22 protein-coding genes are annotated in these 26,966 nt (G+C 59.5%); 6 read left to right on the top strand and 16 right to left on the bottom strand.

Going from position 1 to position 26,966, the window contains the following annotated elements; translation table 11 throughout:
• Window positions 1–120 precede the first annotated feature (120 nt).
• Together QZR30_RS23920 and QZR30_RS23915 are read right to left on the bottom strand one after the other, a co-directional pair.
• Window positions 121–483: a response regulator gene (locus QZR30_RS23920; protein WP_046072071.1), complete on the bottom strand. Its 363-nt coding sequence runs from the start codon at window positions 481–483 to the stop codon at window positions 121–123.
• A complete protein-coding gene (locus QZR30_RS23915; protein WP_311904367.1) occupies window positions 480–2,663 on the bottom strand; it encodes a PAS domain-containing sensor histidine kinase in 2,184 nt (727 codons plus the stop codon). The genes QZR30_RS23920 and QZR30_RS23915 overlap by 4 nt, the downstream gene beginning before the upstream one ends.
• Window positions 2,664–2,898: 235 nt before the next feature.
• Between QZR30_RS23915 and QZR30_RS23910 the strand changes: the two genes are divergently transcribed.
• A complete protein-coding gene (locus QZR30_RS23910) occupies window positions 2,899–3,918 on the top strand; it encodes an alpha/beta fold hydrolase (RefSeq protein WP_046072069.1) in 1,020 nt (339 codons plus the stop codon).
• On the opposite strand, the gene QZR30_RS23905 is transcribed toward QZR30_RS23910, so the two are convergent.
• Entirely contained in the window at window positions 3,895–4,599 is a 705-nt protein-coding gene (locus QZR30_RS23905; protein WP_311904365.1) for a hypothetical protein, read from the bottom strand. The genes QZR30_RS23910 and QZR30_RS23905 overlap by 24 nt on opposite strands.
• A gap of 398 nt (window positions 4,600–4,997) precedes the next feature.
• Window positions 4,998–5,843 (bottom strand): SDR family NAD(P)-dependent oxidoreductase, encoded by an 846-nt coding sequence (locus QZR30_RS23900; protein ID WP_311904363.1) that lies wholly within the window; start codon window positions 5,841–5,843, stop codon window positions 4,998–5,000.
• A 180-nt stretch (window positions 5,844–6,023) separates the two neighbouring features.
• Between QZR30_RS23900 and QZR30_RS23895 the strand changes: the two genes are divergently transcribed.
• The gene (locus tag QZR30_RS23895; protein ID WP_046072066.1) at window positions 6,024–6,953 is read left to right on the top strand and encodes a LysR family transcriptional regulator; all 930 of its coding nucleotides are present in this window, start codon (window positions 6,024–6,026) and stop codon (window positions 6,951–6,953) included.
• A 293-nt stretch (window positions 6,954–7,246) separates the two neighbouring features.
• Window positions 7,247–8,416: an MFS transporter gene (locus QZR30_RS23890; protein ID WP_068966891.1), complete on the top strand. Its 1,170-nt coding sequence runs from the start codon at window positions 7,247–7,249 to the stop codon at window positions 8,414–8,416.
• 37 nt (window positions 8,417–8,453) lie between these two features.
• On the opposite strand, the gene QZR30_RS23885 is transcribed toward QZR30_RS23890, so the two are convergent.
• The 12 genes from QZR30_RS23885 to QZR30_RS23830 form a co-directional block, all read right to left on the bottom strand.
• Window positions 8,454–8,669, bottom strand: coding sequence for a DUF3079 domain-containing protein (locus QZR30_RS23885; RefSeq protein ID WP_046072064.1), 216 nt, complete (start codon window positions 8,667–8,669; stop codon window positions 8,454–8,456).
• A 113-nt stretch (window positions 8,670–8,782) separates the two neighbouring features.
• A complete protein-coding gene (locus tag QZR30_RS23880) occupies window positions 8,783–9,478 on the bottom strand; it encodes an anaerobic ribonucleoside-triphosphate reductase activating protein (RefSeq protein ID WP_311904362.1) in 696 nt (231 codons plus the stop codon).
• Window positions 9,475–9,642 carry an anaerobic ribonucleoside-triphosphate reductase gene (gene nrdD / locus QZR30_RS23875; RefSeq protein WP_046072062.1) on the bottom strand — a complete coding sequence of 56 codons (168 nt, stop codon included), beginning with the start codon at window positions 9,640–9,642 and terminating at the stop codon, window positions 9,475–9,477. The genes QZR30_RS23880 and nrdD overlap by 4 nt, the downstream gene beginning before the upstream one ends.
• Window positions 9,643–9,674: 32 nt before the next feature.
• Complete coding sequence (locus QZR30_RS23870) at window positions 9,675–11,690, bottom strand: ribonucleoside triphosphate reductase (RefSeq protein ID WP_311904361.1); 2,016 nt, start codon at window positions 11,688–11,690, stop codon at window positions 9,675–9,677.
• Window positions 11,691–11,872: 182 nt separating this feature from the next.
• On the bottom strand, window positions 11,873–12,865 hold the full coding sequence (gene moaA / locus QZR30_RS23865) for a GTP 3',8-cyclase MoaA (RefSeq protein WP_046072060.1): 993 nt from the start codon (window positions 12,863–12,865) through the stop codon (window positions 11,873–11,875).
• A 23-nt stretch (window positions 12,866–12,888) separates the two neighbouring features.
• Window positions 12,889–13,848 (bottom strand): peptidylprolyl isomerase, encoded by a 960-nt coding sequence (locus QZR30_RS23860; RefSeq protein ID WP_311904360.1) that lies wholly within the window; start codon window positions 13,846–13,848, stop codon window positions 12,889–12,891.
• A 10-nt stretch (window positions 13,849–13,858) separates the two neighbouring features.
• Entirely contained in the window at window positions 13,859–14,539 is a 681-nt protein-coding gene (gene narI / locus QZR30_RS23855; protein WP_311904359.1) for a respiratory nitrate reductase subunit gamma, read from the bottom strand.
• Window positions 14,532–15,287, bottom strand: coding sequence for a nitrate reductase molybdenum cofactor assembly chaperone (gene narJ, locus QZR30_RS23850; protein WP_046072057.1), 756 nt, complete (start codon window positions 15,285–15,287; stop codon window positions 14,532–14,534). The genes narI and narJ overlap by 8 nt, the downstream gene beginning before the upstream one ends.
• A 2-nt stretch (window positions 15,288–15,289) precedes the next feature.
• Window positions 15,290–16,828, bottom strand: a complete 1,539-nt coding sequence (gene narH / locus QZR30_RS23845) for a nitrate reductase subunit beta (protein ID WP_046072056.1) — start codon at window positions 16,826–16,828, stop codon at window positions 15,290–15,292.
• A 1-nt stretch (window position 16,829) separates the two neighbouring features.
• Window positions 16,830–20,603: a nitrate reductase subunit alpha gene (locus tag QZR30_RS23840; RefSeq protein WP_046072717.1), complete on the bottom strand. Its 3,774-nt coding sequence runs from the start codon at window positions 20,601–20,603 to the stop codon at window positions 16,830–16,832.
• Window positions 20,604–20,673: 70 nt separating this feature from the next.
• On the bottom strand, window positions 20,674–22,071 hold the full coding sequence (locus QZR30_RS23835; RefSeq protein WP_046072055.1) for a NarK family nitrate/nitrite MFS transporter: 1,398 nt from the start codon (window positions 22,069–22,071) through the stop codon (window positions 20,674–20,676).
• Window positions 22,049–23,353 carry an MFS transporter gene (locus QZR30_RS23830; RefSeq protein WP_043051184.1) on the bottom strand — a complete coding sequence of 435 codons (1,305 nt, stop codon included), beginning with the start codon at window positions 23,351–23,353 and terminating at the stop codon, window positions 22,049–22,051. Before QZR30_RS23830 ends, QZR30_RS23835 begins: the two co-directional genes overlap by 23 nt.
• Before the next feature lie 304 nt (window positions 23,354–23,657).
• Here QZR30_RS23830 and QZR30_RS23825 point away from each other — a divergent pair, with 304 nt between their 5' ends.
• The 3 genes from QZR30_RS23825 (at window position 23,658) to QZR30_RS23815 (ending at window position 26,863) form a co-directional block, all read left to right on the top strand.
• On the top strand, window positions 23,658–25,460 hold the full coding sequence (locus QZR30_RS23825; RefSeq protein ID WP_056846067.1) for a histidine kinase: 1,803 nt from the start codon (window positions 23,658–23,660) through the stop codon (window positions 25,458–25,460).
• Window positions 25,457–26,104, top strand: coding sequence for a two-component system response regulator NarL (gene narL / locus QZR30_RS23820; protein WP_056846068.1), 648 nt, complete (start codon window positions 25,457–25,459; stop codon window positions 26,102–26,104). Before QZR30_RS23825 ends, narL begins: the two co-directional genes overlap by 4 nt.
• An 84-nt stretch (window positions 26,105–26,188) precedes the next feature.
• Window positions 26,189–26,863 (top strand): Crp/Fnr family transcriptional regulator, encoded by a 675-nt coding sequence (locus tag QZR30_RS23815; RefSeq protein ID WP_046072052.1) that lies wholly within the window; start codon window positions 26,189–26,191, stop codon window positions 26,861–26,863.
• Window positions 26,864–26,966 lie beyond the last annotated feature (103 nt).

The following is a 26,966-nucleotide window of genomic DNA, read 5'->3' as shown; positions in this document are numbered from 1 at the left end:
TTTGGTCCGGGAGCGCCGCTGCGCTTGCCCGGACTTTTTTTGTCGGTTGATTGCTGTTCGTAAGTGGCTCAGCCTTACGGAAAACGGCGATGTTGTTCGCGACAGGGTCGTGGGTTTTACTTAAGACTCCAGCGTCTGCGCAATTTTCAACCGAAGGTCTTTTTCCGCAAACGGCTTATGCAGCACCTGACAGTCCTTGAACTCTTCCGGCAGGCCGCTGTTGCCGTAGCCCGTACTGAACAAAAACGGAATATGGCGTCTACGTAGAATCTGGGCGACAGGGAAAACGCGCTCTCCAGCCAGGTTCACGTCCAGGATCGCCAAGTCGACATCCACCACACGTGCTACTTGCATCGCCTTCTCGAGTTGGGCTACGGAAGCGACTAGCGTACATTCCAGGTCTTCGAGCATTTCCTCGATCAACATGGCAATGGTGCCTTCGTCTTCAACCAAGAGCACTTTAGTGCCTGGGAACGTGGTCATGTCTGGTTCTCAGCGAGCATAAACGAGAAGCGGCAGTGAACACCCTCACGGGCGAAGTCGAGTTCGAACGAACCGCCTAGATCACGCTCTATGCACCGCTTCATCAACCGCGACCCCAAGCCTTCGCGCTCCGGCGTGGACACCGCAGGCCCGCCTTGTTCGCGCCAATCCACGGCAAGTAGCGCGCCGCTCGGCTGAGGCCGAACGCTCCAGCTCACCGAGAGTGTCCCCGCGTCGGTAGACATCGCCCCGTATTTAAGGGCGTTGATCGCCAGTTCATTGAGCGTCATGGTCAGGTTCAGGGCGACGCGGGTGTCGACCTCGATGGCATCACCGGCGATCACCACGCGACCGGAATCATGGCCAAACACCGGCACCAACACTTCCTGGGCCAACACTCCCAGCGGCGTAAGGCCCCAGTGCCGCTTCGTCAGCAGGTCGTGGGCACGCGACAAGGCCAGCAGCCGGGCTTCGAACCGGGTGTAGCCGTCCTTGGCATCCTGCGCGTTGCGTGCGGTCTGGGACGCCAGGGACTGGACCGTAGCCAGGGTGTTCTTGACCCGATGATTGAGTTCGTCGATCAAATTCTTTTGTCGGTCTTCGGCCTGCTTTCGCTCGGTAATATCCACGAGCATGTTGATCGCGCCGATCAGGTTGCCATCGGCGTCATGCAGCGGGGTGGGATAAGGCGTGAAAGGCACGCGGGTGCCATCCGGACGCTCGGCGACGGCCTCGACGCCGCGTATAGCGCGATTTTCCTTGAGCGCCACGGCCATCGGGCATTGGTCGTGAGGCAGAAAAGAGCCGTCGGTGTTGAACAGTTTCCAGGTGACACACCACAGGTCGCCCAGTTGCGGCGTGCGTCCCGACAACTCGACGGCCGCACGGTTAAAGAAGGTGATACGCCCCTCGGCGTCGGTGGTGTAGACCGCCGCCGGCATGGCCTCGAGCAGATCGCGCATGTGCCGCTCGCTTTCACGCACGCGGTTTTCCATTTCTCGGGCCAGCGTGACGTCCTGGATGACCCGCACACCATAGCGGAATCGGCCATCGGGCGCCCTGACCGACGAGCTATGCACATCCAGGTAAAGCGCCTGACCATCGAGCTTCACCGCCCGTTTGCGCAGCACGTAGTTGTCCAGTTCACCCGCTACTTGCCGGGCGTATAACGCCGCGTCCTGCTCGACACTGTCTGGGTGGGTGTAGTCCAGGAAGGTCATCGCCAGCAATTGCTCACGAGAGCGACCGAGCATGGTGCAAAGGGCATCATTGACCCGCAGCAGACGGCCGTCCTCGCCCGCCTCGGCAATGCCGATGGTCGCCGCCTCGTAGGTCGCCGCCAGCCGGTCATCGCTCTCCTGACGCCCGGTTTCAGCATCGTGCACGCGGGTCACGTCGATGGTGAAGCAACGCGTGTTGAAGAACTTACCGTCTTCGAATCGCCCATTCGAGGTAATCGCGACGTGCCTGATGGTGCCGTCCTTGGCCCGCAGGCGCGCCGGGTAACTGTTCAGGCAATCACCGCTGCCGAGTTTATGCAGGATGTCGCCGATGACCGGTTCATCCACATGAAACTCAGTGATATGACGGCCGATGTATTCGTCGGCGCAATAGCCCAGCAGCGACAACTCGGCTTTATTGGCGCGCAGGATGATGCCCTCGCCACTGACAATATGCAGGCCCACCGCGCTGTTTTCGAAAAAGTCTTCGAGATCGGAGCTTTTGCGCCGCAATTCTTCGGCTATTGCGTGGTGCGCCGAGACGTCCTGAAAGCAATTGATCGCGCCTTGGATTTCTCCATGCCGGTCTCTGAGGGTGCGGATATTCATGAGCGCGACGAATCGCGACCCGTCCGGGCGCTCGATCATGACTTCCTGGTTACGCGCACACAGGCCTGCGTTGAGCGTCGACGCCATCGGACATTCGTCGACCGCCAATGGCGCGCCGTCTGTCGTATAAAGTCGATATGAGCCGCAATAGCGGTCCCCATGCTTACCCAGGGCAGGTGTTCGTCCCCACAAATCAACCGCGTCGCTGTTGAACCTGACGAGCCACCCGTCGCGGTCACAGAGGTAAATCGCCCCCGGAATGACATCGAGCAAGTGAGTCCCCATCGCGACCAGGCTCTCGTATTCACTGGGTTCGCGTGTGGCTCTGGGGGACCGGTCAACATTCAACATACTTCATCCTCAATGCACCTGTGTTGAAAACGCGCCTGCTCTTGCCGCCTTCAGCTCTTCCCTGAGTGTATGTGCTGAGATGGCATTTCACCTTGGTTAAATTTCATTCACACGCAAGACGTTGCCCGGGTAGCTATAGGCACTGGGAGACTAAATGGGAACGAAACATGCAACTAACGCTCATTATAGTGTTGCCGCTTCGAGTTTATCAGCCGACGTAGCATGAGGAGAGACTGTGTCCACTTCCAAGCTGACCTCGCGTGTCCTCAAGACCCCGCGCCATACGACGCACTATGTAGAGATGGGACCGGCCGATGGGCCATTGATGCTGTTCCTGCACGGTTGGCCGGAGCTCAGTCTGATCTGGCGCGCACAGATAGAAGCGTTCGCTGCACAAGGCTGGCACTGCGTTGCACCCGACATGCGCGGCTATGGCAGCTCTTCTGCACCAGCCCCCACTCATGCGTACACCCTTGAAAACATCGTGGCCGACATGGCGGAACTTCATGACCATCTCGGTGGCGGGCCGGCCATTTGGGTGGGCCACGATTGGGGCAGCGTCGTAGCGGGTGAACTGGCCGCCCATGAACCCCAGCGTAGCCGCGGGGTTGTATTGATTTCGGTCCCGTACTTTCCCACTACCAACGCCCTGCCAACACTCGTCCCACTGGTTGACCGCTCGATCTATCCGGCGGACACGTATCCGGACGGTCAATGGGATTATTACCGCTACTACAACACACACTTTGAACCCGCTATTGCTGACCTTGATGCGGATAAAGCTGCATCGCTGGCGTCGATTTATCGACGAGGCGACCCGGCGAGTATCGGCAAGGTTGCAGCCAATGCCGAAGTGACCCGCAAAGGCGGACGGTTTGGCCAGGCGCACCGGGCCCCACCTACCCAACCAGACCTTGCGCTCTGGCCACAGACAGACTTCGCGCAATTGGTGCGCAGTTTCGAGGCGCATGGTTTCCGCGCTCCCTGCGCGTGGTATTTAAACGACGCTGCCAACATTGAGTATGCCCAACGGGCGCCCGATGGCGGCCTTTTGTCATTGCCCGTGCTGTTTGTGAATGGCGATTACGACCAGATGAATACCATTGAGGGTAATCGGCTGGGCGATCCAATGCGGGCGGCCTGCGCAGATCTCACCGTTACCAGCCTACCCGGCGGGCATTGGTTGCCGGTGGAGTGCAAGAGGGAACTGGTTGAAGCCATAAGCAACTGGCTACGGAGCAGGAGGCTTGGATGACGACAAGACGTCGCTCCTCCAGGGACCTTCCCACGAGGCTGCCTCTAAACACGCAAACAGTTGTGAAACGTTTTCGAAACAGTCGCGTAGCGAAACATTGGCTAGCTGCTCTTCGATAGCGGCCCACTCACCATGAGCAAAAGCATTTCTAATGCCTCGAAAGCTGTGAACGGTATGCAGGACTTGCGCATCTACCACATAAGACAGTCCTGAGGATTCAAGGTGCTCCAAGAGGAACTGGATATCGCTCACGCGAGACCCGGAAGGTTTGCGCGCAATAGCTCCATACAGATCCTTCACCACACGCTTCAAACCCCACTCCACAAAGCTGCATAGCAATACAATGGAGGTCGCCTGAGTGACTACGGTCAGATTGTCTTCCCAGCGTGGAATCTGGTCATCGAGCCAGTCCAGCGCTTCAGCGCCGGTTCCCGAATCCGCCATGTACGACTCGCGCTGATCGACGAGTGTCGAGTGGTGCTGATCGACTGTCACGAGCTTCAGGAAGCAGTAGTCATTGAGCTGCTGAAGTTTTTCGAAGAGAACCCAGAAGGTCTCAGAGAATCGCTCAGGCTGGTAAATATAAGTACCGTCTGCTATTGGCGTCCCATCGTCCTCCGTCACTAGGCTTAATGCCCAGAACAGTCCATAACGTTTAGCGATATCCAATTCATTATCCAACAGTCGTATCCCTGGTGATTCTGTGCTTTTAAAGTCTTCAGGTCAGAAAGCCACCGATTGTATTGGCTACACTGTGCGCTTCATACAGGAACAGGCGTTGTAGCCTCTATATGACTGGGTATCTGGGCCTGTGGCGAGGGAGCTTGCTCCCCTGACGGCCTTATAATTGACAGGCATCTACGTGACACACCTCAGTCAAATGTGGGAGGGGGCTTGCCCCCGATGGCGGCCTGACAGCCGACCGGGATCTTGGATCACACCCAGTACATATCCATTGCTGCGGTAGCGGCAACTTAGGGTTCCGCGTTTACAGCGATGGATGTCATCCCAGGCCGGGCTTTCACCCAGATCGGCCTGGCACGGTGAATACAGATGGAGCTCTTCCTGAGCAGACATATTCAACACGCCTTGATTTGATCCCAAAGCTGGGCAACTTGTTCGGCGCTGGTGGCCTTCACTCGGGCCAGGTCGAAGGGGTAGTCGACGCCTGGGTTTTCAACAAACCGCGTCGCCGTAAACTGACCATTGCTGGCGCGCAACACATAAGCGGAGTCCTGGCAATGCTGCGACGCCAGGAACACCACGCCAGGCGTGACCCATTCAGGCTTGAGGTTCTCCGGTTCGCCCGTCACGCCCCACATGCGGGTCTTGGCTACTGGGGATACCGCATTGACCAGGATGCCTGCTTGCGCGCCTTCCATGCTCAGCGCATTCATGATACCCAGTTGTGCCATCTTGCCGGCGGCATACGCCACCAGGCCCGGTTGGGCATATTGCTGGTACATCGCACGGTCGGATGACGTCAGCACGACCCGCGCGGCACTAGACTGTTTGAGGTATTTCCAGGCATGTTTGCATAGCCACACGGGGGTATAGATATTGATATCCACCGCACGGCCTATGAAAGTGGCATCAGCCTCTTCAATAGATTGGTAGCCGACCCAACCGGCGTTGTGAATCAAAATATCGAGTTGGCCATACGCCTCGATGGCGGTTGCCACCAGTTGCTCGCAACCTTGTTCGCTGGACAGGTCACCTTGGTGCCCTATCACGTTGAAACCCTGGTCACTGAGGTTTTTTGCCGCCTGCATGGCGATGGAGCCATCGCCCCCTGCGCCGAGCTTATCCGCGCCGATATCACTGATCACCACATTGGCGTCCAGCGAGGCTAACGCTTGCGCGTAACTAAAACCCAACCCCCGGCCAGCGCCGGTTACAACGGCAGTCTTTCCTGTAAAGTTCATTGGCTGTTTCCTCTCGAGTGCCCCCTCACCTTAACAAGGTCTATCTACGCTGTTTAATACTAACGGCGGCGCAAGTTGATACTCGGCGCATATCAAGTTGATGTGAAATCCGTGTAATCCTTGATGAGGTACCATTGCAGCCCCAGTCCACTGATCAGTTCAAATGAAGGAACAGAAGAAATGATCGAAACCCGCCTGCTGCGCCAATTTATCGCCGTGGCTGAAGAGTTGCATTTCCACAAGGCCGCCATTCGCCTGCACATGGCCCAGCCGCCATTGAGCCAGGCGATCCAGCGCCTGGAAGACAAACTGGGGTTCAGTCTGTTCACCCGCAATAAACGCGGGGTCAAGCTGACCCCGGCCGGCGGCGCATTCCTGAGCGCGGCCTACAGCACCTTGAAGGAGTTGGAGCTGGGCATAGAACATGCCCGCCAGGTGTCCGAGGGGATTGCCGGCAAACTCACGGTGACTGCGGTGTCGATCGCCTACTACGAGTCACTGCTCAGTACCCTGCGCCAGTTCCGCGAGACCTACCCCAAAGTCCAGTTGATCATCAAGGAGATGCCCTCTTCCAGCCAGGCCAAGGCCATTCTGTCGGGAGAAGCGGATATTGCCTTCATGCGCAAGTTGCCGATCTCGGCAGAAAACGTCGAGTCACGCCTGTTACTGGATGAAGAGATCGTGATGGCGCTGCCCGCCCATCACCCCAAGGCCAAGGAAGGTCAGATCGACTTGAGGGATTTTGCCGGGGAAGACTTCGTATTCACCCCAGAAGCCCTGGGTACCGGTTATCACAGTCAGCTTATCGCCTTGTGTGAAGCCGCTGGTTTTTACCCCAAGGTCGTGCAGGAGGCCGCACAGATCCATACCCTGATCGGCCTGGTGGCCTGTGGTTTCGGCGTCGCCCTGGTACCTGAGTCGATTGCCAACTCAATCATGCGCGACAAGGTCCTGTTCCGCAGGATCACCCCCGTGACCACCTCCCCCAACCCGGCAATCGGCCTGTACATGAGCTGGAACACCCACAACGAATCACCGTTGATGGACAGTTTCATTTCCATGCTCGATTTCAATGCCGTTTCCCAGGTTGAGGGGGAGGATCTTAGTTAGTTATATTCGTGCCCCCCTCCCCGCGATACACCACCCTGCTACGTATTACAACTAACCAAACCGTTCACCCGGGATTGATACTCCTGTCATCAACACGTGACTAATGCCCGCCAATAGTCTTAAACAGAGACTTTTATAGTATTTCTCATCTCCCTGTCAGCACCGCACTATCACCGCCACTTTTGCAAGAACGAGTTCCGGGCACCACCATGGCAGTCGGTTCATGACGACGCCAACTTAGTGCACTCGCACCGGCAGGATCCCCGATTCATGCACCGACAAGGAGACGCTGAATGCCAGCCGTCATCTACATTTTTTCGCTCTGCACTTTTACATTCGGCTTGTCCGAGTTCGTCGTGGCCGGCCTGGTGTCGGCCATATCGGTGGATCTGCATGAGTCCATCTCGCACGTCGGCTCAGCCATCGCGGCCTATGCCTTGGGCGCCGCCATTGGCGCCCCGATCATCACGGCCCTGTTGGCCAATTGGCGCGACAAAACCGTACTGCTGCTGACCCTCGGCGTGCTTGCCGCTGGCAGCGTGGTCATCAGCCTGGCGCCTGATATTCTGACCCTGCATGGCGTACGTTTCATTATCGGCCTGGCCCATGGGGTATTCATGGCCGTGGCCTCCAACGCCGCGGTCAAACTGGTCGACCCGCTGCGCGCAGGGCGAGCGCTATCGCTGGTGTGGATGGGACTGACCCTTTCGATCGCCTTTGGCGTGCCTATCGGCACCTTCCTCGGCAGCTACTGGTCATGGCGCATAGTGTTCCTGGCCATCGGTGGCCTGGGACTCATCAGCACCGCTGGCCTGGCGCTTCTGATGCGTCAGCGCCCCCTTTGCTCGACTCACCAAGCCACAGACCTGAAACAAAGCCTCGCGGCCCTATTGCACCGCGAACTGTTGGTGGCGGCCACGATCGCGATGCTGGTGAGCGTGGCGACTTTTTCATTCTTTACCTTCGTGTCGCCGTTCCTGCTGGATATCACCCGTGTGCAGCCGCAGATCCTGAGCCTGGCAATGCTGGTGTTCGGTGTCTGCTCCATTCTCGGCAATTTGCTTGGCGGCTATCTCGTCGATGCCTTCGACGCCGATCGATGTTTGCTCGGTGGGTTGACGGCGTTGATGCTTAACCTGTTGAGCTTGTACGTGTGGGGCGATTCGCTGATCGCCACGTTAATGCTGGTGGGGTTATTGGGTGTGGTGTTCTTCGCCATAGTGACCATGTCAACCCTGCGCCTGCTGCGCCTGGCACACCACTATGTTCCGCAATCCAGTAGCGTGGCTTCAGGACTCAATATTGCTTCGTTCAACTTAGGAACCGCATTGGGTGGCATCGGCGCAGGCTGGATCATTACCCGTTTCGGGCTCGCCTTTATACCGATTGCGGGCGTAGGTGCTGCGTTGGTGGCCATCGGCATACTTGCCCTGCAGATGAAAAGCAAGCTGAGACCATCGTAAAAAAGCCTGCGGTCCGAGGGTTGCCGAGAGCGGTGACCTACGACTGGCGTTCATCCGCCGCCTTGTCGGTGACGATAGGTCGCTCGATCCCCCAGTCACCGGGCACGCACCAATCTTCACCAAACAGTTCGGCTGGGTGCATCGTACGCTCGGAGCCATTGCCGCACGCCAATGACTTGGCCGGGCAATAGCGGTCGCACCCCCAACAGATTCGTTCGGGGTGGCTGGGGTTGACGGGGAAGTGCTTGGCCATGCCGATCTCCAATCATTGAGAGGCGTTTTTACAACCTACAGCTTCCGTGCGAAGCCATCCTTGACGGATATCAAGCTATTAACCTCGAATAAAGGTTTTATCCGTAGCCTCGATTACCCCCGCAACACGAACGCTGGAAACAACTCGCGCATGGCCGCCCAAAGATCCGTAAGCAAGGCAGGTGCCAGCACACTCGGCAGCTGAGGATCAAACATCTGCTCGGTGCGTACCAGCTGCACGGCAAAGCGTTTGACCCCCAGTTCACTCAAGCGCTGCGCCAGGGTCAACAGACCTGCCGGCTTGAACAGATGCCAATGCACGGTGGTACGGCATTCGTAGTCCACACCGCTGGCCAGAAGATGCTCAAGGCTGCGCCAGTTCGCCGCTCCACTGCCTTGGACCCGAGTGATTGCCTGGCAATCCTCGGGCAAGGCCTTGACATCGAAACCGACCCAATCGGCACCGGTCAGCGCCCTGGCAAAGGCTGTTGGCTTGATACCGGCACTGTGAAGACCGATGCGAAAGCCCATCGCCCGCACTTCGTTCATGGCGCCCAGTAAACCCTCTTGCAAGGTTGGCTCACCGCCGCTGAACACCACCGCATCGAGCAGGTCCTGCCGGCGTTGCAGGAACGCCAATACCCGCCGCCAATCGACTTCGTCGGTGCCGCGAGGCGGGATCAACTGCGGGTTATGGCAGTAACGACAACGCCAGGCGCACCCCTGGCAAAACAACACACAGGCGAGCAGCCCTGGATAGTCGATGGTGGTCAGGGGCACCATGCCCCCAAGCCGCAGCGTTCGGCTCATTGGCGAGCGGCCAGCGCCGCGCTTTCAGTGAAGTGCATCCGCTCGCGGTGCTCGGATTGTTTGCCCGGATTGAACGCCGATACCGGACGGTGATAACCCATTACCCGAGTCCAGACTTCGCAGCGTTGACGTTGAGCCTGGGGCAGTGTTTGCGATGCAGTCATGGTGAAGCTCCTTGCGATTGAGTGAATCGAAATCAATGAGCGGTGTCGGGTTGCTGTTCTTTCAACAGCAGAACCTCGTCACATTTGGGACAGAACTCGTGCTCGCCATCGAGGTAACCGTGCACCGGGCAGATGGAGAACGTCGGGGTCACGGTCAGGTACGGCAGGCGGAAGCGTCCAAGGGCTTTGCGCACCAGTTGCTTGCAGGCTTGGGTCGAGGAAATCCGCTCGGCCATGTACAGATGCAAGACCGTGCCCCCGGTGTATTTGCATTGCAGTTCGTCTTGCAGTTGCAGGGCTTCAAAGGGGTCGTCGGTGTAGCCCACCGGCAGTTGCGAGGAGTTGGTGTAATACGGCGCTTGCAGCGAGCCGGCCTGGAGGATGTCGGGGTAACGCTTGAGGTCTTCCTTGGCGAAACGATAGGTAGTGCCTTCCGCCGGGGTCGCTTCCAGGTTGTAGAGGTGCCCGGTTTCTTCCTGGAAACGCAGCAACGTGGCGCGCACATGGTCCAGCAGCTTCAGGGCGAACTGGCGGCCCTGTTCGGTGTGCGTGCCCTCTTTGTCAGCGGTGAAGTTGCGCAGCATTTCATGCAGGCCATTGAGGCCGATGGTGGAGAAATGGTTGCGCAAGGTACCCAGGTAACGCTTGGTGTAAGGGTACAAACCGGCATCCATATGGTGCTGGATGACCTTGCGTTTGACTTCCAGGCTCTCCATCGCCAATTCCATCAGCGAGTCCAGCCGCTTGAGCAGACCGCTGGTGTCGCCCTTGAATACATAACCCAGGCGCGCGCAGTTGATGGTTACCACGCCCAGCGATCCGGTCTGTTCCGCCGAGCCAAACAAACCGCCGCCGCGCTTGAGCAATTCGCGTACATCCAGCTGCAACCTGCAGCACATGGACCGCACCTGGTTGGGTTGCAGATCGGAATTGAGGAAGTTCTGGAAATACGGCAGGCCATAACGGGCCGTCATTTCGAACAGGCGATCAGCGTTCTCGCTGTCCCACGGAAAGTCATGGGTAATGTTGTAGGTCGGGATCGGGAAGGTAAATACCCGCCCTTTTGCATCACCGGCCTGCATCACCTCGATGTAGGCACGGTTGAGCATATCCATTTCAACTTGCAGGTCGCCGTAGGCAAACGGCATTTCCTCACCACCGATGACAGGGATCTGCTCGCGTAGATCCTGCGGGCACACCCAGTCGAAGGTCAGATTGGTGAACGGGGTCTGGGTGCCCCAGCGCGACGGTACGTTGAGGTTGTAGATGAATTCCTGGATCGCCTGGCGAACCTGCGCATAGCTCAATTGATCCTTACGCAGGTACGGCGCCAGGTAGGTATCGAACGAGCTGAAAGCCTGGGCGCCGGCCCATTCGTTTTGCAACGTGCCGAGAAAATTCACCATTTGCCCCAGGGCACTGCTCAAGTGCTTTGGCGGCCCGGCTTCGACACGCCCTGGCACGCCGTTGAGCCCCTCGTGCAACAAGGTCCGCAGCGACCAGCCGGCGCAATATCCGGCCAGCATGTCCAGGTCGTGCACATGCAGATCAGCCTCGCGATGTGCCTGGCCAATGGCTTCGCTGTACACCTCGTCCAGCCAGTAGTTGGCAGTGACCTTACCCGACACATTCAGCACCAGCCCACCCAGGGAGTAGCCCTGATTAGCATTGGCCTGGACCCGCCAGTCTTCACGGTCCAGGTATTCGTTCATCGACGCCGCCACTTCGACCAGGGTCCGCCGGTCACGGCGCAAACGCCCGTGTTGTTCGCGATAGACGATGTAGGCCCGCATGGAAAGGAAATAACCGGCGTCCATCAGCACCCTTTCAACGCGGTCCTGGATTTGCTCGACATGCAGCCTGGACAAGCCTTCCAGCCGGGCCAGTACCGCCTGCAGCAATCCTTCGGCTTCTACCTCGGTATATTCCCCGGTGGCCTTGCCCGCCGCGATCAATGCCTGACGGATTTTGTCCGCATCGAAGGCGACCAGGTTGCCGTCGCGCTTGTGCAAACGGGTAAATCCCACTGAAACCAGCGTGCTTTGCATTAAGCCTCCAAACACTACATATAGGTATTTAATAAACAAAAAACACAATATGCAGTGAAGACTACGGGCAATAGGTGCTTTTGCAATTGATCAATATCAAGATTGTGAGGCAAAAAACCGCCCCCAGGACCGATGACAAATACATGGCCAACGAGGGTCCACGGTGGCTCGGCGTATCCCGTTCAGCCGCCACTCATGTTCATAAAGCGCACTACTTGCACCTCGCCGCCAGGGTTGAAGTCGTGGCGCAATGGCTTGCCGTGCAGGGCTTTGTGCACGGCGTCGATCAGCGGTTGATCGTCCAGCGGATAGCGGCGCAGCAAGCCACGCAAATCCAGCGCGTCGTCCTGCCCCAGGCACAGCAACAGCTTCCCCTCAACGGTCATCCGTACCCGGTTGCAACTGCCACAAAAGTTGTGACTGTTGGGTGAGATGAAGCCGATGCGAGTATCGGGATGGCTCTCCAGGCGCACGTAACGCGCCGGCCCCCCACTGTTTTCGGCGCTGTCGAGCAACCGGTGCCGGCTGGCGATCAGCGTTCGCACCTCATCGCTGGAGCAAAACGCTTCGCCCCGTGAGCGCCCTACGTCGCCCAAGGGCATTTCTTCGATGAAACTGATGTCGATGCGTTGCCGGATGGCGTACTGCACCAGCCCCAGCACTTCATCGAAGTTGCGCCCCTTCATCACGACGCAGTTGAGCTTGACCCGCTCAAACCCCGCGCCGCGCGCCGCTTCAATGCCGCCCAGCACTTGGTCGAGATCGCCGTTGCGGGTGATCGCGCGAAATTTCTGCGCGTCCAGGCTATCGAGGCTGATGTTCATGCGCTTGACGCCCGCCTCCGCCAACGGCCGGGCCAACCGGCCGAGTTGCGAGCCGTTGCTGGTCATCACCAGTTCCCGCAAACCCGGCAACGCGGCGATATTGCGGCATAAATCGACAATGCCGGGACGGATCAGCGGCTCACCACCGGTCAGGCGAATCTTGCGTACACCGAGGCCGACGAACAGCGTCGCCAGACGCTGCAACTCCTCCAGCGTCAGGACCTGCTGACGCGGCAGGAACGTCATGTTTTTCGCCATGCAATACACACAGCGAAAATCACAACGGTCCGTCACCGACATTCGCAGATAGTCAATCTGCCGTCCAAAACCATCCTGCATGACCGCGTTCATCACTTCTCCCGTTGCCCCAAGGCTCACTGCACCAGCGGCGAGTCGGCACCCTGCAAATGGATGCCGCGAATATCCGCCGCACCGATCAGGGTTTGCAGGTATTGCACCAGGGCTTTTTGCCAGACGCCTTGCTGCAACTGCGTGCGGATCGCCGTCGACACCACTTCGTAGGGTAACGGCATGCCTTCGATCCGCTGATCGACACTGACCACGTGCCAGCCGTAACGGCTTTCCAAAGGTTTACTGGCCAGCCCCGGTGCCAGGGTGAACAGCTGGCGTTCCAGTTCGGGCACGGTCTGGCCCTTGCTGATCTGCCCTAAGGAGCCGCCCTGAGCCTTCGACGGGCAGGCCGAATACTTCACCGCCAGCTCGGCAAAACTGCCGGGGAGGTCCGCCAGCCGTTGCAGCAGGATTTCAGCCTGGGCATGCGCAAGTGCACGGGCCTCGGCATCGTCCGGCGCACATTCAAGGAGGATGTGCCGCACGGCCAGCAACGGCGCGCTGTGAAAGCGCCCGCGGTTATTTTCGTAATAACGCCGGCTGGTTTCTTCGTCGCACTGCGGCACATGCACCTCACGCTCAAGCAACAAGCGCGTGGCTGCTTCTTCTTCGTTCTCACCGGCGCCGATCTGCAGCGACACACCGAGTTCGGCAATGCGTTGCTGCAACAACTCACGGATCACCAGCGCTCGAGCGGCCTGGTAGACCGCCTCCTCGCGGGTTGGCGCCGGGTGATACTGCAACTCCTGGGCCAGCGCCTGTGGGGTGATCGACACCTCATTGACGCTGATGATCGGCCACTCCTGCTCGCTGCTGGCGATCAGCTGCGCCGGGGCGTCATCGGCTGCTGGCGCAACCGGCAGCTCATCAACCTGCACCACACCGGTCGGCGCGATATCCACTACATCGGCCTCGAGTTTTTTTGAAGAACCGCAGCCACCGCTGCCCCCGTTACCGCCGCCACATCCACATCCACCTGACATGATTGTCTCCTCAGAATTTCTGCCGAACGATTTGATAGCGACGCCCCAAGTACCAGACCGGTGCGCTGATCATGTGTACGAGACGGGTGAAGGGAAACAGCACGAACAAGGTCAAGCCGAGAAACACATGCAGCTTGTAGGTCAGCCCGACGGGTGCGATAGACGCCGCCGCTTCCATTGGCCGCAGCAGCACAGTGTTCTGCGCCCAGTCGGCGAGCATCACCATCACCGAGCCGTCCATGTGGTCGGTGGACGCGACGATCGTCAGCAGGCCGAGCAGCAATTGCGCGAGCAGCACCAGCAGGACCAAGATGTCCGACGGGCTGGAAGTGGCGCGAACCCGTGGGTCGGTCAGCCGCCGCTTGATCAGCATCAGCAACCCCACCAGGCATAACAGGCCGAAGACCCCACCGGAAACCATCGCCAGTAACTGCTTGTTCTGCGTGCTGATCACATGGTGGTAGACCGATGCCGGCGTCAGCAGGCCGACGAAGTGCCCGGCCAGCACGAACAACACGCCGATATGGAAAAAGTTACTCGCCACGCGCATGCCACGCTGGTTGAGCATCTGGCTGGAGCCGGCCTTCCACGTGTACTGCGACAGATCGAAGCGTGCCCAACTGCCAAGCAGGAAAATCGCCAGGGCCACATAAGGGTAAACCCCGAACAGCAAAAGATTCCATTTAGACATTACCCACCTCCTTGGCTGGCACAGCGGCCAGCCCTTCATGCTGAAAATCGACCCAGTGCAGCGGCACCGCGCTTTCTTCCCGGGCCTTGCCCGGCGCGCTTGGCAGCGAACTGCAACGGTCCTGCTGTTCGGCCTGCAGAAAGTCCACGGCCTCTTCTTCCCAGATCTTGTCGAGGGCTTCGAGGGAGTCATCGCGCGGTTCTGCGGCGACCTGTTCGCGCAGGTCAGCCACCGCTTGATGGGGCTCGGCCCCGGCGATCTGCAGCAACGCCCGGAAGCAACTGGCGTAAGCGCTTTCACGCTCCTCCAGGCGCGCCGCCAGCAAGGCCAGCAAATGCGCCACATCCGCCAGGCCTTCGCGGGCCTCAATGTCTTCGCGGGTCGAGAGGAACTCCAGGTACAGCGGGATATAGTCCGGCAGCTCCTTGACGCCAATGGCAAAACCGGCGGCTTCGTACTGGGCCATCATGTCGACCATCGCCTGGCCACGGTCACGGGACTCACCGTGCACGTGCTCAAACAACAGCAGCGACAGCGAGCGCCCGCGGCCGAACAGCGCACCGTAGTGCTCCTGCCCGTCCATCAGGTCATTGGCGCAGATCAGTTCCAGCAACTCGAACAATGCGCCACGTTGCGTCGGGCTGATTTCCCGGGACTGGACAATTGCTTGTTCCAGTTCGTCGCGACCGCCCGTCAGTGCCTCGGTCGGGTAGTCGAGCAGCAGCGAAATCACTTTGAGAATTTGCATGCTCATTGCTCCCACACCTGCACGGTTTTGAGGATGTCGCGGCGGTTGGCTTTCTTCGCCCCAAACAGGTTGGTGTCGGAACTGCCGCTGCAACCGCTGCCGAAACTGAAGCCGCAACCGGAGCGCTCGGCGAAGGCGTCGCTCATGGCGTCTTCACGGTGCGCACTCGGTACCACGAAGCGGTCTTCATAGTTGGCAATCGCCAGGTAGCGATACATCTCTTCGACCTGGGCCACGCTCAAGCCGACATCCGCCAGCACTTGCAAGTCCTGCACGCCATCGACTTGCTCGGAACGTTTGTAGGCGCGCATCGCCAGCAAGCGTTTGAGCGCACGCTTGACCGGTTTTTCATCGCCCGCCGTCAGCAGGTTGGCCAGGTACTTGAGGGGAATGCGCAGGCTGTCCACATCCGGGATCACCCCATTCATGCCCACGGTGCCGGCGGTGGCGGCGTTCTGGATCGGCGAAAGCGGCGGCACATACCAAACCATCGGCAAGGTGCGGTATTCCGGGTGCAGCGGCAGCGCGAGCTTCCAGTCCACGGCCATCTTGTAGACCGGCGAGCGTTGTGCCGAGTCGATCACCGACTGCGGAACACCATCGGCCAAGGCCTGGCGGATGACTGCTGGATCGTTCGGATCGAGGAAGATCTCCAGTTGTTTTTCGTACAGGTCCTGCTCGTCGGCGGTGCTGGCGACTTCGCTGATACGGTCGGCGTCATACAGCAGCACCCCGAGGTAGCGGATACGGCCGACACAGGTTTCGGCGCAAACCGTCGGCATCCCGGCTTCGATACGCGGGTAGCAGAAGATGCATTTCTCGGATTTGCCGCTTTTCCAGTTGAAGTAGATCTTCTTGTACGGGCAGCCGCTGATGCACATCCGCCAGCCACGGCATTTTTCCTGGTCGATCAGGACGATGCCGTCCTCTTCGCGCTTGTAGATCGCCCCGCTGGGGCACGACGCCGCGCAGGTCGGGTTGAGGCAGTGCTCGCACAGGCGCGGCAGATACATCATGAAGGTGTTTTCGTACTCGCCGTAGATGTCCGCCTGGATCTTGTCAAAGTTCTTGTCCTTGCGACGCTTGGCGAATTCGGTACCGAGGATTTCTTCCCAGTTCGGGCCCCATTCGATTTTTTCCATGCGTTTGCCGGAGATCAGCGAACGCGGGCGCGCGGTGGGCTGGTGCTCGCCCAGCGGAGCGGTGTGCAGGTGCTGGTAGTCGAAGTCGAACGGCTCGTAGTAGTCGTCGAGGCTCGGCAGGTCCGGGTTGGCAAAAATGTTCGCCAATACGCGAAATTTACCGCCGATGCGTGGGTTGATCGTGCCGTTGGCGTTGCGAATCCAGCCGCCCTTCCACTTGTCCTGGTTTTCCCATTCCTTCGGATAGCCGATGCCCGGTTTCGATTCAACGTTGTTGAACCAGGCGTATTCCATGCCTTCGCGGCTGGTCCAGACGTTTTTGCAGGTGATCGAACACGTGTGGCAACCGATGCATTTGTCCAGGTTCAGAACCATGCCGATTTGTGAGCGAATCTTCATCTCAGTTCTCCTCGATATCGGTCGGCAGCGGACGCGGCAGGTCATCACCGGACGAACCATCGAGCCAGTCGACTTTGGACATTTTGCGCACCACGACAAACTCATCGCGGTTGCAGCCGACGGTGCCGTAATAGTTGAAACCGTAGGCTTGCTGGGCATAGCCACCGATCATGTGGGTCGGCTTGAGCACGACGCGGGTCACCGAGTTATGGTGGCCGCCACGGGTCTTGGTGGTTTCGGAACCGGGCACGTTCACGATTCGTTCCTGGGCGTGGTACATCATCACCATGCCGTCCTTGACCCGCTGGCTGACCACCGCACGGGCGGTCAGCGCACCGTTGACGTTGAAACACTCGATCCAGTCGTTGTCTTCAATACCGGCGCTTTTCGCATCATTCTCCGAGAGCCAGACAATCGGCCCGCCACGGCTGAGGGTCAGCATCAGCAGGTTGTCGCTGTAGGTACTGTGGATACCCCATTTCTGGTGCGGGGTGATCCAGTTCAGGACGATCTCGATCTCGCCATTGCTGCGCTTGCCCTTCACCCCTTCAATGGTGCGGGTGTTGACCGGTGGGCGATAACTCATCAGCTGTTCGCCGAACGCCTGCATCCACGGGTGATCCTGGTAGAACTGCTGGCGGCCGGTGATGGTGCGCCATGGGATCGCCTCGTGCACGTTGGTGTAGCCGGCGTTGTAGCTGACGTGATCGTCTTCGAGCCCCGACCAGGTCGGGCTGGAAATGATCTTGCGCGGCTGGGCCTGGATGTCGCGGAAACGAATCGCCTCGTGGGCCTTGGACAGCGCCAGGTGGCTGTGGTCGATGCCGGTGAATTCCGACAGCGCGGCCCAGGCTTTCACGGCAACCTGGCCGTTGGTTTCCGGCGCCAGGGACAGGATCACCTCAGCGGCGTCGATAGCCGTGTCGATTTTCGGCCGACCGTGGCTGATGCCGGCATCGCCTTCGTGGTGGTTCAGTTCACCGAGGAATTTCACTTCGTCTTCGGTGTTCCAGTTGATGCCCTTGCCGCCGTTGCCGTGTTTTTCCAGCAATGGCCCCAGGGACGAGAACTGCTTGTAGATGTTCGGATAATCACGCTCGACCACATGCAGGTTCGGTGCGTTTTTCCCCGGCACTGGCGCCACTCCGTCACTTTTCCAGTCGGTGCCGCCAAACGGCTGAGCCAGTTCGCCAACGCTGTCGTGCATCAGTGGCAGGGTCACCAGGTCCTGTTCGACGCCCAGGTGCCCTTCGGACATGCTGGAAAACGCCTTGGCAATGCCCTTGTAGATCTCCCAGTCGGAACGCGACTCCCACGCGGGGTCGATGGCGGCCGACAAGGGGTGAATGAACGGGTGCATGTCCGAGGTGTTCATGTCGTCTTTTTCGTACCAGGTCGCGGTCGGCAAGACGATGTCGGAATACACGCAGGTCGAGGACATGCGAAAGTCCAGCGTGGTCACCAGGTCGAGCTTGCCGATGGCGCCCTCGTCGACCCATTCGGCTTCTTCGGGTTTGCAGTCGCCGACCTGGCCGATGTCTTCGTTCATCACGCCGTTCTTGGTGCCGAGCAGGTACTTGAGCATGTACTCGTGGCCCTTGCCCGAGGAGCCCAGCAGGTTGGAACGCCAGATAAACATGTTGCGCGGGAAGTTCACCGGGCTGTCCGGCTGCTCGCAGGAGAAGCGCAACGAACCGTCCTGCAACGACTTGACCACATAGTCTTTCGGGTCCATGCCGGCGGCGGCCGCATCGCGGCAGATGTGCAGCGGGTTGGTATTGAGTTGCGGCGCGCTGGGCAGCCAGCCGGCCCGTTCGGCGCGGATGTTGTAGTCCAGGGCGTGTTCGGGAAATTGGGATTTATCGGCCAACGGCGAGAGCACGTCGTGCATGCTCATTTTCTCGTGGCGCCATTGCGAGCTGTGGGCGTAGAAAAAGCTGGTGCCGTTCATTTGCCGCGGTGGACGGTTCCAGTCCAGGCCGAACGCCAGGGGCAGCCAACCGCATTGTGGGCGCAGTTTTTCCTGGCCGACGTAGTGCGCCCAACCACCGCCGGTCTGGCCGACACACCCGCAGAGCATGAGCATGTTGATCAGCCCGCGGTAGTTCATGTCCATGTGGTACCAGTGATTCATCGCCGCGCCGACGATAATCATTGAGCGGCCCTTGGTCTTGTCGGCGTTATCGGCAAACTCACGGGCGATCTGGATGGCTTTTTCGCGGCTCACGCCGGTGATTTTCTCCTGCCAGGCCGGGGTGCCGGGCACCGAGGCGTCGTCATAATCCTTGGCGACGTTTTCGCCGCCCAGGCCACGATCAATCGCCAGGTTGGCCGCCGACAGGTCGAACACGGTGGCCACTTTAGCGACGCTACCATCGGCCAGCACCACGTTATGCACCGGCACCCGGCGGTATTGCACGGCATCGCCGGCGACGTGCTGGAAGTGTTCGTGGGACTCACCGGCAAAATATGGGAACGCCACTTCGGCGACGTCATCGCCCATCAGGCTCAGTTTCAGATCGATCTCGCGACCTTCGCCACCTTCACGGGCAAGAATGTTCCACTTGCCCTTCTCTCCCCAGCGATAACCGATGGACCCCTGAGGGGACACCAGTTCACCGTCGACGTCGAGGGCGATGGTTTTCCATTCCGGGTTGTTTTCCTGGCCGAGGTTGTCGGTCAGGTCACTGGCGCGCAGGAAACGGTCCGGCTGATAGCCGGCACCCGGTGCCTTGTCGACCATTTGCTTGAGCAGCACCAGCACCGGCAAATCGGTGAAGCGCTTGGCGTATTCGGTGAAATAGGCGCTCGGTTTGTCGAGGTGGAATTCTTTGAAGATGACATGGTTGAACGCCTGCGCCAGTGCCGCATCGGTGCCTTGTTTGGGGTTCAGCCACAGATCGGTGAGCTTGGCGACTTCCGAATAGTCGGGGGTAATGGCGACCGTCTTGGTGCCCTTGTAACGCACTTCGGTAAAGAAGTGCGCGTCCGGGGTCCGGGTCTGAGGGACGTTGGAGCCCCAGGCAATGATGTAGTTGGAGTTGTACCAGTCGGCCGATTCCGGCACGTCGGTCTGCTCGCCCCAGACCATCGGCGAGGCCGGTGGCAAGTCGCAGTACCAGTCATAGAAGCTCAGGCATGCGCCGCCGATCAGCGACAGGTAACGCGAGCCGGCGGCGTAGCTGACCATCGACATGGCCGGGATCGGCGAGAAGCCGACAATGCGGTCGGGCCCATATTGCTTGATGGTGTAGACGTTGGCCGCCGCGATGATCTCGTTGACTTCTTCCCAGTTGGAACGAATGAAGCCACCCATGCCGCGCTTGCTTTTATAGGACTCGGCCTTGGCCTTGTCCTCAACGATGCTCGCCCAGGCTTCGACCGGCGCCAGGGTCTGGCGCGCATCGCGCCACAATTTCAGCAACGGCTTGCGGATTTTCGGGTACTTGAGCCGGTTCGCGCTGTAGATGTACCAGCTATAACTGGCGCCACGCGGGCAACCACGGGGTTCATGGTTAGGCAGATCGTTGCGGGTGCGCGGGTAGTCGGTCTGTTGGGTTTCCCAGGTGATCAAGCCGTTCTTGACGTAGATTTTCCACGAGCAGGACCCGGTGCAGTTCACCCCGTGGGTGGAGCGCACGATCTTGTCGTACTGCCAGCGGGAACGGTAGACGTTTTCCCAGTCGCGAGACTCTTTGCGGGTCTCTCCATGACCGTCGGAAAACTCGTTTTGCTTGCGATTGAAAAACCGCAATTGGTCCAGTAAATGACTCACGGTGTACACCTCTCAGGCTTGCTGCGGGGTTCTGTGCCCCGCCCACGCAATGGTTGGATTCGGGCTCGACTCAGCAGGGTGTCGCGGCGCCTTTGCGCGCATACCACCACCAGGTCACCAGGATGCAGCTCAGGTAAAAGCCGACGAACATGTAGAAGGCCATCTCCGGGCCGCCGGTCTGGGCCATCGAAGTGCCGAAGGATTTGGGAATGAAGAACGCACCAAAGGCGCCCATGGCCGAACTGAAACCCAGGACGGCGGCCGATTCCTTGCCGGCATCCTTGAGCGCTTGTTCGCGCACGGCGGCGGGTTTTCCAGCAGCGGATCTTTCATGCAGGGTGCGGAAGATCACCGGGATCATCCTGAAGGTGGAGCCGTTGCCCACGCCGGTGGTGATGAACAGCAGCATGAACATGCCGAGGAAACCGTAGAAGTTGCCGCCCGATCCGTCCTGGGGCAAAAAGTGCAGTACACCGAAGACCATCACGATCATCAGCACGAAGTTCCACAGGGTCACTTTCGCGCCGCCGAGCTTGTCCGCCAGCCAGCCGCCCAACGGACGAACCAATGCGCCGACCAGCGGGCCGAGGAACGCGAACTTCAAGGCGATGACGTCCGGAAAGGAGGTCTTGATCAGCAGCGGAAACGCCGCGGAGAAGCCGATGAACGAACCGAAGGTCGCCAGGTACAACCAGCACATCAACCAGTTGTGCTTGCGCTTGAAGATCACCGCCTGCTCGCTGAACGAGGCGCGGGCACTGGACAGGTCATTCATGCCAAACCAGGCCAACACTGTCACCAACACAATGAATGGCACCCAAATGAACCCGGCGTTCTGCAACCACAACTGAGCGCCGTCCTGCAGTACTTGCGGCTGGCCGCCCAGGAAACCGAACACGCCAAAAGTAATCACCAGCGGCACGCAGAACTGCATCACCGAAACACCCAGGTTGCCGAGCCCGGCGTTGAGACCAAGGGCTGTACCCTGCTGAGACTTGGGATAGAAGAAGCTGATGTTGGACATGCTCGAGGCAAAGTTGCCGCCACCAAAGCCGCAGAGCAACGCGATCAACACGAACACGCTGTACGAGGTGCTCGGGTCTTGCACCGCCAAGCCCATCCAGATCGACGGCAACAGCAGTGACGCGGTACTCACGGCGGTCCAGCGCCGGCCCCCGAAGATCGGCACCATGAACGAATAGAAGACGCGCAGGGTCGCCCCGGACAACCCCGGCAATGCCGCCAGCCAGAACAACTGGTCGGTGGTGAAGCTGAAGCCGATGGCGTTCAACCGCACGATCACCGTGCTCCAGACCATCCACACCGCAAAGGCCAGCAGCAGTGCAGGAATGGAGATCCACAGGTTGCGGGTGGCGGTCTGTTTGCCGCTGCTTCCCCAGAACGCAGGGTCTTCGGGGCGCCAGTCATGGATGACCGGGCCTTTGTCAGGCTTTTGCAGAACGGACATGTTCTTCTCCTTGGGCAATGCTGGAAAACGGGGACGACGTCGCTGGCGGCTGTTTGCCCAGCAGCGGGCGCTTGCGTATTTCGCTGAAGTACATCCAGGTGAGGGAGACCCAGACCACGCCGTACATCAACATGAAGCAGGAAGAGCGCACGCCGGTGAGGTCCACCAGGGCGCCGAACAGGATCGGCAACACGAAGCCGCCCAGGCCGCCCGCGAGGCCGACAATGCCCGACACCGCGCCCATGTTTTGCGGGTAGTCATTGGCGATGTATTTGAAGACCGAGGCCTTGCCGAATGCGAAGGCGATGCCCATGACAAACAGCAGCACGGTGAACAGCGTGGGTGTGAGGCCGATGTGGAAACTGACCGGGCCGTTGATCGACTGCACTTGCAACTGGGTCTGTGGGTACGAAAGCAGGAACAGGCAGATCCAACTGACCCACAACACCCACCAGGTCACGCTTTGCGCGCCCCAGCGATCCGACATCCAGCCGCCGACGGCACGCAATACACCGCCAGGCAGGGAGAAACAGGCGGCCAGCAACGCGGCGCTTTGCAGGCTGAAACCGTATTCGCGCACGTAGTATTGGGTCATCCATAATGCGAGGGCCACATAGCCGCCGAAGACGATCGAGTAGTACTGGCAGTAGCGCCACACCGCAGGGTCTTTCAGGGCGCTCAATTGCTCACGCAAACTGGCGCCGGTCGCACTGCGATGGTCCTTGTTTTCTGCACTGAGAAACCAGAACAGCAACGCCGTGACAAAGAGGATGGCGCTAAAGACTTTCGGTACCAGTTGCCAGCTACCCGCGGCGATCAGGGCCGGCGCGAGAAACTTGGTCACCGCAGCCCCCGCGTTGCCGGCGCCAAAGATGCCCATCGCAAAGCCCTGGTTCTCTTTGTCGAACCATTTGGCGACGTAGGCAATCCCCACCGAAAACGAGCCGCCGGCCAGGCCGACGAACAGGCCCAGCACCAGGAACTGCCAGTAAGCAGTGGCGTGGCTGATCAGGTACAACGGTGCGACGCAGGTCAGCATCAGCACCAGGAACACGCTGCGCCCACCAAAGCGGTCGGTGAGCAGGCCCAGGGGCAGACGCGCCAGTGAGCCGGTCAGCACCGGGGTGGCGGCCAGCAGGCCAAATTGCGTTTCGTTGAGCTGGAGCAGTTCCTTGATCGGCACGCCGAGCACGGCGAACATCATCCAGACCATAAAACACACGGTGAAGGCCAGTGTGCTCATGCCAAGCACCAAGCCTTGTCGTACACGGGGTTGGGTCACAATGTTCTCCAGTCAGCTAACCATGCCGGCAGACTAGAGACGCCAACCCTGCAAAAACTTGACCCATGTCAACGAAGCCCAAGGGGGCATAGGCCTATGCTTAGCCTGTCTACCTCTAAGGAGGTAGAGCATGGACACCTGGAAAGCCTTTATTTATCAGCCTCTTAAGGTTTTCCAGCCCCACCTTTACTGACAGGGAGCGGTCGGCAACTCTTTAGAGGTAGCGCACCCGGGACGGGATGCAAAACCGTGTTCCGGGACGCCGTATGCTCAGTTTTCGTGGCTTTGCCCAGGGTCAGCGCTGATGATGCGCTGGTTGCGCAGCTCCCTGCCCGCTCGCGCCGGGCTGGCGGTGATCCTCATCGCCATCCTCGCCCTGGCCAGCTCGTTGAGCGCCGGATTGATCGCCTGGTTCAGCCAAGGCGATGCCGCCGCCATCAATACCGCTGGCTCGGTGCGCATGGAGACTTACCACCTGAGCTGGAAACTGGCCGCTGGCGCTCCCCGCGAAGAAATCGCTGCCATCACCGACAGCCTGCAAACCCGCCTCAATAGCCATTCCCTCAAAGCGGTGCTGGAAGATGGCCCGACCACCGATTTGCAAACTAGCTATGGGCAGATCCAGCAACGCTGGAAGGATGATTTGCACCCGGCACTTCAACGTGGCGATGCAAATGCTTTTCAGGCCATGGCCCTGCCCTTCGTCGAACAACTGAACCAGTTCGTCAGCCTGCTGCAGCGCCAGAGCGAGCAAAAGCAAGGCTGGCAACAGGTCATTCAAGGCCTGGCCTTGTTCACCACGCTGATCGTCTTGCTGCTCGGGCTCTACGAACTGCAGTATGGCGTCGTCTCGCCGCTGCAAGAGTTGGTGGCCGCTACCCAGCGCTTTCGTCGCGGCGAGTTCCAGGTGCGGGTCAACCATCAGTCCCATGACGAACTGGGCCAGTTGGCCACCAGTTTCAACGCCATGGCCGAGACGATCGAGGAGTCGCATCGCACGCTTGAAAGCCAGGTCCAGCAAAAAACCTTGAACCTGCAGCAAGCCAACGCGGCGCTGGAACTGCTCTATCAAAGCAGCCGAAGCCTGGCCACGCGCCTGGCCAATGCCGAGGGGCTGGACGAGTTGATCCGGCGCTTCCAGCAACGCCTGCCCGGCTTGCGCCTGTCGTTGTGCCTGCAAGGACACTTGCAGGCACCGGCCCAGCAATTACTCGCCCTGCACGGTGCCAACAGTCGGGATGTCTGCGCCAGCAGCGATTGCGCCACGTGCCAGAAACACCACAAAACCAGCCCGCAAACCTTCAGCATCAGCAACCAGGGCAGCGAACTGGGCGAGCTCAAGGCCCACTTTGTCGACGGCCACTGCGCGCAAGCCTGGGAAACCCAACTGATCCAGGCCCTCGCCAACCTGATTGGCACCTCGCTTTCGCTCAAACGCCAACGGGAACAGGACCATCGCCTGCTGCTACTTGAAGAGCGCACGATCATCGCCCGCGAATTGCACGATTCACTGGCGCAGGCCCTGTCCTACATGAAGCTGCAAGTCAGCCGCATGCAAACCCTGATGCGCCGCGGCGAACCGGTCGAAACCCTGGAAACCGTCACCGCTGAGTTGCGCGAGGGCCTGAACAATGCCTACCGCCAGCTACGCGAACTGCTGACCACTTTTCGTTTGCAGATCAATGATGCAGGCCTGGTGCAGGAGCTCAAGGACACCGCCGAGGAGTTCTCCCGTCGCGGCGAGTTCAAGGTCCACCTGCACGTCGATGCGCTGGCCTTCCAGCTCTGCGCCAGCGAGCAAATCCACATCTTGCAGATCACCCGCGAGGCACTTTCCAACTGTCTGCGCCATGCCCATGCGCAAAACGTCTGGCTGCAACTGCGCCAGGACGGCGAAACCGTCAGGCTCTCGGTCGAAGATGACGGGCGCGGCTTCAGCGGCACTGTCGACCAACGCGAACACCACGGCCTGAACATCATGGATGAACGTGCGCGCAGCCTGCGCGGCCAGTTGCAGATATTTTCCAGGACGCCGCAAGGGACCCGCGTCCAACTGGAGTTTCATCCCGAGTTTCTCGAACGGCAAACAGAAGGTAGCGTCGCATGACCCCGTCCCCCCACCATAGAATCCTGCTGGTAGACGATCATCCAATGATGCGTCACGGCATTCGCCAGATGCTTGAACTCGAAGATGATTTCCTGATCGTCGGCGAAGCCAACCATGGCGAAGAAGCACTCACCCTGATCGAGCCACTGCAACCGGACCTGGTACTACTCGACAACAACATGCCGCAGATGAATGGCATTGAGACCCTGCGCCGATTGCGGGCCATGCATTACACCGGCAAGGTACTGCTGTTTACCGTGTCGGATGCCGAAGACGACATTCGCGATGCGCTGCGCCTGGATGCCGACGGTTACCTGCTCAAGGACATGGAGCCCGAGCTGCTGATCCAGTACATCCGCGATGCCCTCGACGGCGCATTGGTCATCAGCCCTGGCCTGACGCAGGTCATGGCCCAGGCGTTGCGCTCACCGCCGCGTCAAGCGGTGGTAGAACTGACCGAGCGTGAACGCCAGGTGTTGAAGACCATCGCCAGCGGCTACAGCAACAAGGTTATCGGACACAAGCTGGGCATCACCGAAGGAACGGTCAAGGTCCACGTCAAGAACCTGCTGCACAAACTTGGCTTGCGTTCACGGGTCGAAGCGGCGGTGTGGGCCATGGAGCATCTACGCATTACGGGCTGAGGTATGCCTCCTTGGAGGTAGGCCGGCAGAGGCATAGGTCAACCCCCCTGCGCGCTCTACAATGACCGTCAGCGGAGGTACGCCATGCTGACCCACCCTTCCATCGTCTTGACGCTGCGTCGTCATCATCTGTTCAGCCAATTGCCGGAGAACGTTTTCGAGCAAGTCTGCGGCCTGGCCATGCTCAAGCGCCTGCCGTGCCACGCCACGCTGATGTACCAGGGCGATCCGGCCAAGCGCTTTTTCCTGCTGGTCAGCGGCCAGATCAAACTCTACCGCCTCAACGGTGAAGGCCAGGAAAACCTGGTGGAAATCATTCAGCCCGGCCAGACCTTCGCCGAAGCCCTGCTCTTCAGCCAGGCCCGGCTTTACCCGGTCAGCGGCACCGCCCTCAAGGACAGCGTGTTGGTCAGTATCGAGGGCCACCATTACCGCAAGGCGCTGGAAGACCAGCCGAAAGTCTGCCTGGCTATCCTGGCGAGCATGAGCGTCCATCTGCACCTGCGCCTGCGGGACATCGACACCTTGACCATGGCGAGCGCGAGCCGTCGGGTGATCAGTTTTCTGCTCCAGGAACGCCACCCGGTTACCGGGCAGATTGTCTTGCAGGTATCCAAACGCCTGGTGGCGTCGAAGCTGGGGATTCAACCGGAAACCTTTTCGCGGATTTTGCATCGCCTGGTCGAGTGCGGACTGATCCAGATGCAACGACGCAACATCAGCATCCTCGCCGAAAAGGAACTGGCTGCGTTCCAATAGGCACGATTGGCTGCGATCAATGCGCGATACCAGGCTCTACTGCATAGGTATCTACGCAACTGTGTAGCAGCCGACGCTAACCACGATGCGCAGCGAGCCGCTC

It is taken from the genome of Pseudomonas sp. rhizo25, assembly GCF_031931935.1.
Taxonomy (GTDB): Bacteria; Pseudomonadota; Gammaproteobacteria; order Pseudomonadales; family Pseudomonadaceae; genus Aquipseudomonas; species Aquipseudomonas synxantha.
The sequence above is the reverse complement of the archived record's forward strand: the minus strand, read 5'-3'. Positions and strand labels throughout refer to the sequence as shown.